The sequence below is a fragment of the Streptomyces bambusae genome (genome assembly GCF_019400985.1).
Lineage (GTDB): Bacteria > Actinomycetota > Actinomycetes > Streptomycetales > Streptomycetaceae > Streptomyces > Streptomyces bambusae_A.
In genome coordinates this window covers 1-4,651 of the sequence record NZ_WTFF01000447.1, presented here as the reverse complement: position 1 = coordinate 4,651, position 4,651 = coordinate 1, and the positions used below count along the sequence as shown (strand labels likewise).

The window sequence follows — 4,651 nt, the reverse complement described above, 5'->3', positions numbered from 1 at the left end:
GGCGCACAGCGTACACGAAGCGACGACGCAGAGCAGTCGCGTGGCGGCCGGGGAGTAGATATTTTTTACGAGCAAGACGCCGACAAGCAGCATGACGCCGGCTTGGGGGGGATCGGGGATGGAAATAAGAAGCGGGGCCGCCGCCGGTCCGCCGCCGCAGCAGCCGGGCGTACCCGCCCAGCCGGGCTACGGCTACCCGCAGACCGCCCCCGGCTACGGCTTCCCGCAGCAGCCCGCCCCCGGCTACGGCTACCCGCAACAGCCCGGCGTACCGCCGCAGGCCCCGGCCTGGGGTCCGCCGGCCCCGTCGCCGTACACCGCCCAGCCCGGGACCGTCCCGATGCAGCAGGCGGCGCCCGCCCCCGGCGGCGGCAACGCCAAGCGCAACCAGCTGATGATCATCGGCGCGGCGGTCGTCGCCATCGCCGTCATCGTCGCCGGCGGCTTCTGGCTGACCGCCGACGACAGCGGCGGCAACGGCGGCGGCACCACCGCCAACGGCCCGACCGGCGGCGGCGACAAGCCCGCCGGAGCCGGCGGCTCCGAGAAGGTACCCGGCAACATCAAGTCCAAGACGCTCGTCAACGTCCCGCAGCCGCAGGTCAATGACGTGACCAACGTCTCCGGCTCCTGGATCACGGACTCCGTCTACGCCAAGTCCGACGTGGGCAAGATCGTCGGCTACAGCCTCACCGACGGCGCCAAGAAGTGGGAGATCCCGCTCACGGGCGAGGTGTGCGCCGCGACCCACCACATCAGCGACAACAAGAGCGCCATCCTCTTCGAGGAGGCCATGCCCTCCGAGCAGAACAAGTACCCGGCCTGCAACCAGGTCGGCGTCATCGACCTGGCCGCGGGCAAGCTGCTGTGGTCCGGCGGCGCCCAGTCCGTCACCAGCGGCGACAAGAAGGTGCCCTTCAAGGAGGTCACCCTCTCCGGCCAGACCGTCGCCGCAGGCGGCCTGCAGGGCGGCGCCGCCTGGAACCTCGCCGACGGCAAGAACCTGTGGTCCCCCAGGTCGGACGCCGAGAAGTGCTACGACGCCGGCTACGGCGGCGGCGAGGCCCTCGCCGTCATCCGCAAGTGCGGCGACTACGGCCAGCGCTACATCCAGGCCCAGGTCCTCGACCCCACCACCGGCGCGCCGAAGTTCTCGTACAAGATGTCCGTGGGCATCGAGTACGCGAGCATCATCTCCACCAAGCCGCTGGTGATCGGCGCCGACGTCGGCGACACCGCCAAGAACGCCTCCAGCCTCAGCGACCTGTTCGTCATCGACGACGCCGGCCAGCTCAAGAGCAAGATCTCGCTGTCCTCCGGCAACTACGACCCCGATTGCGGGGCGACCGACGTGGAGAGGTGCTCCAGCATCGTCGTCGGCAACGGCAAGGTCTACCTGCCCTCGATCGAGCACCAGGGCTCCTCGGCCAGCGGCCGCACCAACGAGCTGCTCTCCTTCGACCTGAACACGGGCAAGCAGACCACCGACCGCGCCGACGCCGGCGAGCGGTACACGATGTTCCCGCTGCGCATGGACGGGTCGAACATCATCGCCTACAAGCGGCCGCCCTACGACAAGGGCGGACAGGTCGTCAGCATCGACGGGGCCACGATGAAGGAGACCGTCCTGATGGAGAATCCGGCGGACAAGGACATCCGCCGGGCCGAGAGCGGCTTCTCGCCGGAATATTCGGAATACCGCTACCACAACGGCCGGCTGTTCTTCTCCGAGAAGCTGATCAGCAAGTCGTCGAGCGGTGACCCCAAGTACCTCTTCGTCTCGTTCGCCGCGAACTAGCCGGTCAGGAGCCCGACAGGAGCCCGACAGGAACCCGGGGCACGCCCCGGGACCGCCGCACCACCCACGGGAAGCCCCCGGAAGGTCCGTCCTTCCGGGGGCTTCTCGCCGGTATCCGGCACATGCCGTCGAACAAGCGTGTAGCTTGCCGGGGCAGAAGGGGTGGGGTGGGTGCCGCAATGGGCGTACGGGTCGTGGTGGTCGACGAGCACCGGCTGCTGGCCGAGGCGCTCGCCTCGGCGCTGAAGCTGCGTGGGCACCGGGTGCTGGCCGCGGCCGCCCCGGCGGCGGGCGCCGCCGACCTGGTCGTCAGCCGCTCCCCGGAGGTGTGCCTGCTGGGCACCGCCACCCCGGCCGAGCCGGGCGTGTTCGAGCCGGTGGTGCGGATCAAGCGGGAGCGCCCGCAGATCGCCGTCGTGGTCCTGGGCCCCGTACCCAACCCGCGCGGGATCGCCGCCGCCTTCGCCGCCGGCGCCAGCGGGTACGTACGCCAGGACGAGCGCATCGAGGGCGTGGAGCGCGCCCTGGCCAAGGCCCGGGCGGGCGAGGTGGCGATCTCCCCGCAGCTGCTCCAGGGTGCCTTCGCGGAGCTGCTCAACCCCGCCGCCCCGCCCGACGACGAGGCGGGCCGGCTGCTGCGGCTGCTGACGCCGCGCGAGGTCGAGGTGCTGGTGCGGGTCGCGGAGGGCGAGGACACCCGGCTGATCGCCGCCGGGATGGCCATCGCGCCGAGCACCGCCCGTACGCACGTGCAGCGGGTGCTGATGAAGCTGGGCGTCGGCTCCCGGCTGGAGGCGGCCGCGCTGGCCGCCCGCACCGGCCTGCTGGACCGGGCGGGCGTACCGCGCGCAGGGGAGTGAGGGGCGGGGCGGGGCGGTAGCGGGCCCCGATTTCCCCGCAGCACCCGTCATGGGGTAAGCCAGAGGGGTCGTGCGCATACCGCGCGACACCGTTTGCGGCGCCATCCCGGCTCCGTCCCGGACGAGTGCACCCATGCGAGAGGTAGTAGGCGAGTGAGCAAGTACCTGGTCACCGGCGGCGCCGGATACGTGGGCAGCGTGTGCGCTGCCCATCTCCTGGAGGCCGGCCACGAGGTCACCGTCCTCGACAACCTCTCCACCGGCTTCCGCGAGGGCGTCCCGGCCGGCGCCACCCTCGTCGAGGCCGACATCCGCGACGCGGGCCGCCACCTGGACGCCTCCTACGACGCCGTGCTGCACTTCGCGGCCTTCTCGCAGGTCGGCGAGTCGGTGGTGAACCCGGGCAAGTACTGGGACAACAACGTCGGCGGCACGATGGCCCTGCTGGCCGCCATGCGCGAGGCGGGCGTCGGCAAGCTCGTCTTCTCCTCCACCGCCGCCACCTACGGCGAGCCGGAGTCCACCCCGATCACCGAGACGATGCCGACCGCCCCGACCAACCCCTACGGCGCCTCCAAGCTCGCCGTGGACCACATGATCACGGGCGAGGCGGCGGCGCACGGCCTGGCCGCGGTGTCGCTGCGCTACTTCAACGTGGCGGGCGCGTACGGCGAGTTCGGCGAGCGCCACGACCCCGAGAGCCACCTGATCCCGCTGGTCCTCCAGGTCGCCCTGGGGCAGCGCGAGGCGATCTCGGTGTTCGGCGAGGACTACCCGACGCCGGACGGCACCTGCGTACGCGACTACATCCACGTCGCCGACCTCGCCGAGGCCCACCTCGCCGCCCTGGACGCCGCCGTCGCCGGCGAGCACCTGATCTGCAACCTGGGCAACGGCAACGGCTTCTCGGTCCGCGAGGTCGTCGAGACCGTCCGCAAGGTCACCGGCCACGAGATCCCCGAGGTCGTCGCGGAGCGCCGCGCCGGGGACCCGGCGGTCCTCGTCGCCTCGGCGCGCCGTGCGCACGAGCGGCTCGGCTGGACGCCCCGCCGGGCGGACCTGGCCGGCATCGTCGCGGACGCCTGGGAGTTCGCCCAGCGCCGCCGGGCCGCCCAGGCCTGACCGTGTGCGCCTGACCGTGCCCACCTGACGGTGCCCACCTGACGGTGCTCACCTGACGGTGCCCGCCTGACCGTGCCCACCTGACGATGCCCACCTGACCGTGCGCACGTGACGGCGTACGCCTGCCGGTGCCGTGCGCACCTGACGCGCGTACGCCTGACGCGGTGGGCCCGAGGGCGGAAGCACGGCGGCGTACGCCTGACTGCGCTGACTGCCCGCTCCTGACGGGTAGAAGACTGACAGGCCGTCGAGCAGCAGACGGCGCACGACCCCGGAGCGCGGTGACGACCGTGCGCCGGGGTCGTGCTGTGTGCGCGGGCGCCCGGCGTGCGCACGCTGCGTGAAATGCCCCCCACGCATCTGCCGGTGGCACGCTCCACGCCGAAGAAAGGTTTCAGGACGGTCAGCGAAGGATGAATTCCAGCCACCGAAAGGCCCGCCGGAAGCGCCGCGGCCCGAAATTCGCTCGGAAAACTTCTGCTATTCGGCCAACCGTGGGCGGCGCGGGGCCCTACGCTGATGCGTGACACCGGTGGGGGCCGGTGTTGATTCAGGGGTCGAGACACGTCGGGTACGACGTCCGGTCCGGGGTAGCAGTGATGTCACGGCGGCGGCCGCGGCGGCTGCGCATCACCCGGTCCGGGCGTCGTACCCGCAGTCGTCCGTTCCCCGACCCTTGGGGGTTATCTGTGGTTCGTATCCGGGTTCTCGTGGTGGACGACCACCGCATCTTCGCCGAGTCGCTCGCGGCCGCCCTCGCGGCCGAGCCGGACGTGGACGTGGCCGCGGCCGGCAGTGCGCCGGCGGCCCTGCGCTGCCTGGACCGCGCGGCCGGGGAGGGCCGGCGCTTCGACGTGCTGCTGGTCGACGC

Annotated in this window: 3 protein-coding genes and 1 pseudogene; all 4 read left to right on the top strand. The window is 71.9% G+C overall.

The window, feature by feature from the left end:
- Positions 1–118: 118 nt before the first annotated feature.
- Entirely contained in the window at positions 119–1,798 is a 1,680-nt protein-coding gene (locus GPJ59_RS33665; protein WP_258025311.1) for a PQQ-binding-like beta-propeller repeat protein, read from the top strand.
- A 179-nt stretch (positions 1,799–1,977) separates the two neighbouring features.
- Positions 1,978–2,658: a response regulator transcription factor gene (locus GPJ59_RS33660; RefSeq protein ID WP_219671726.1), complete on the top strand. Its 681-nt coding sequence runs from the start codon at positions 1,978–1,980 to the stop codon at positions 2,656–2,658.
- A 153-nt stretch (positions 2,659–2,811) separates the two neighbouring features.
- Positions 2,812–3,780 carry a UDP-glucose 4-epimerase GalE gene (galE, locus tag GPJ59_RS33655; protein ID WP_219671724.1) on the top strand — a complete coding sequence of 323 codons (969 nt, stop codon included), beginning with the start codon at positions 2,812–2,814 and terminating at the stop codon, positions 3,778–3,780.
- Between the two features lie 689 nt (positions 3,781–4,469).
- Positions 4,470–4,651: pseudogene (locus GPJ59_RS38145) on the top strand (DNA-binding response regulator); the annotation flags it as partial.

Coding starts and splice junctions, on each gene's coding strand:
- GPJ59_RS33665 (WP_258025311.1), top strand. CDS start 119: ATGGAAATAAGAAGCGGGGCCGCCGCCGGTCCGCCGCCGCAGCAGCCG.
- GPJ59_RS33660 (WP_219671726.1), top strand. CDS start 1,978: ATGGGCGTACGGGTCGTGGTGGTCGACGAGCACCGGCTGCTGGCCGAG.